This window comes from Flavobacterium sp. (assembly GCF_031363805.1).
Lineage (GTDB): Bacteria > Bacteroidota > Bacteroidia > Flavobacteriales > Flavobacteriaceae > Flavobacterium.
Window position 1 is genome coordinate 1 of sequence record NZ_JANLVD010000145.1, and the last position, 2,504, is coordinate 2,504.

The 2,504-nt window shown below is 32.3% G+C and carries 2 protein-coding genes and 1 pseudogene; all 3 read right to left on the reverse strand.

Annotated elements, in window-relative coordinates; translation table 11 throughout:
- Positions 1-93: pseudogene (locus RMN92_RS08630) on the reverse strand (IS1595 family transposase); the annotation flags it as partial.
- Positions 94-183: 90 nt separating this feature from the next.
- Positions 184-2,058 carry a M1 family metallopeptidase gene (locus RMN92_RS08635; protein ID WP_309609067.1) on the reverse strand — a complete coding sequence of 625 codons (1,875 nt, stop codon included), beginning with the start codon at positions 2,056-2,058 and terminating at the stop codon, positions 184-186.
- 89 nt (positions 2,059-2,147) lie between these two features.
- The coding region (locus RMN92_RS08640; RefSeq protein ID WP_309609068.1) for a S8 family serine peptidase at positions 2,148-2,504 on the reverse strand (357 nt) is incomplete at its 5' end.

Sequence of the window (2,504 nt, forward strand, 5' to 3'; positions counted from 1 at the left end):
CCACTTTATTTCTGCTAAATATTCTAAACAATCTAAATCCGTTTTGAACTTATCTGTAAATTCTAAAATACTTTGTCCTGTAAACTTTTCCATACTTTAAATATACGAAAAAATTATAAGTAATTATCAGAACACCTCAATTAAAATATAAATCAAGATTAAGTAAAATTCAATTTTTTTAAATTATTTCTCAAAAATATTATTCAACCTATTCACATCGGCCATTAAACCTGATGCATCAATAGTGATACTTTTTATGGAAGATTTATCTTTTTTAATGTCCATTTCAAAAATAGGATATGCCCAATCCCATGGTTCAAGAATTGTTCTTTTTACATTGGAAGTTTGGTTTTCTTTTGTCCATCGCATTAATGTATTTGGAATATAAAAATTTTCTCGTGTACCATCTTTATAAATCACTGTAATGTCCAATGGCATTGGGGTTCTGCCTATTCTTTCAAAAATAATTTTTGTATTTCCTCCATCTTCATTCACAGATTTTATTCCATAATCTATTGTATTTGTAGTTTTTGTCCAATCGTTCAAATACCAATCCAAATTGGCTCCACTAACTTTTTCTGCTGTGTGTTTAATATCGTTTGGTGTTGGATGCGTGAATTTATAATCGGCATAATAGCGTTTCAAAGTTTTCATCAAATTATCTTTGCCAATCAAATATTCTAGTTGCGATAAAAATATGTTTCCTTTGCTGTATGCAGAAATACTATACGGTCTATTTTCGTCGTATCGATCAGAATGTGTGCTTTGTGGTTGTTCTTTTCCAGATTTTACTAGTGAATAATATCCTTTATAAGAATCTTGATGAGGATTTTCTAATTTGGTTGTTGCTATCTCATTTAATCCATAATTTTCCAACCAAGAAGTAAATCCTTCATCCATCCAGCTGTGCTTGCTTTCGTTGGTTGCCAATACATGTTGGAACCAAGAATGTGCCATTTCGTGAGCGGTCACTCCGAGTAATCCTTCAAAACTACCTTCACCCAATATCAAAGTACACATGGCATATTCCATTCCACCATCGCCACCCTGAATTACAGAATATTGATTGTAGGGATATTTACCAATAGTTTTATTATAAATTTCCATTAACTGAACGGTTTTGGGTTGCAAATTTTTCCAGTTTTCAATAATTTTTGGATTGTTTTTGTATAGAAAGTGAATTGTTGCTCCGTTTGGCACTTGAGCAATATCATGAATATAATTTTTGTCTGCAGCCCACGTAAAATCATGAACATTTGGCGCTATAAAATGCCAAGTGAGGTTTTTTTCTTTCTTTGGAATTGTAACGTTTACGCCCGCATCTTGATAATTGTATCCAATTTGGTTTCCGTTTTGTAAATATCCCGAGCCACCTAAAATATAATTTTTATCGATAGTAATTTTCACATCAAAATTCCCCCAAACACCGTGGAATTCTCTAGCAATATATGGATCGGCTTGCCAACCTTCAAAATCATATTCAGCCATTTTTGGATACCATTGCGACATGGATAATTCAACGCCTTCGATATTATTTCTTCCAGAACGTCGAATTTGTATTGGAACCTGACCATCAAAATCTAAAGAAAATGTAGTTGATTTTCCTGGATAAAGTGGCTTTACCAAATCTACTTCGAGAATAGTTCCTACCACTTTATTCTTAGCCTCTAATCCATCTTGTTTTAAATTGGAAATTTTTAAGTAACCTATTTCATTGGGTTTTAGATTTGCTATTCTACTTTCCTGAATGGTTTTATCGCCCATTTTTACTTTTTTGGACATGCGCCCATCAGGATCTACAATCGATTTTACGCGAGCATCCATGGCACTATTGGGCTGGAAAGCATTATTAAATAAATGATAATAAACCCGTTTTAAGGTATCTGGTGAGTTATTGGTATAAACTAGCGTTTGTTTTCCTTTGTAATGATAAGTTTTTACATCCATACAAACTTCCATTTTATAGTCAACATGTTGTTGCCAATAGCCCGGATTTGGATTGTTTTGGGCATAAATGCCAAATGTTGTTAAAAACGAAATTAAAAGTAGATTTTTCATTTATAATTATGTTTGGTTAAAAAGAAATGTCATTCGAAATAAAGATAAATCTTAATTTGGAATGACAAACTTATCGAATGAATTATTAATTATTTTTTTGAAGTCATTTTTTCCGCCATTAATAAGGCGTTGTAAGCATTTACAATTTTTCCAGTTTTGGATATAGAACTTAAATTGGTTTGAGAACCATTGGCTCCAGCCAAATTAAACGAATTGGATAATGGTGTTCCAGATTCCATAATAATTTGTTTTACTTGAACAGCCTTTAGACTTGGGTAATAAGCACGAATCAAAGCAGCAACACCAGCAGTATTTGGCGATGCCATTGAAGTTCCTCCCAAAAATTCATACTTATTATTTGGAGTAGTAGCATAAATTTGAACTCCAGGAGCAAATATATCTACGTTTTCTTTTCCATAATTTGAAAAATTTGCCATTTGTGAAGC

Excerpts from the sequence above, each read along its gene's own strand:
- RMN92_RS08635 (WP_309609067.1), bottom strand. The coding sequence starts at position 2,058 with ATGAAAAATCTACTTTTAATTTCGTTTTTAACAACATTTGGCATTTAT.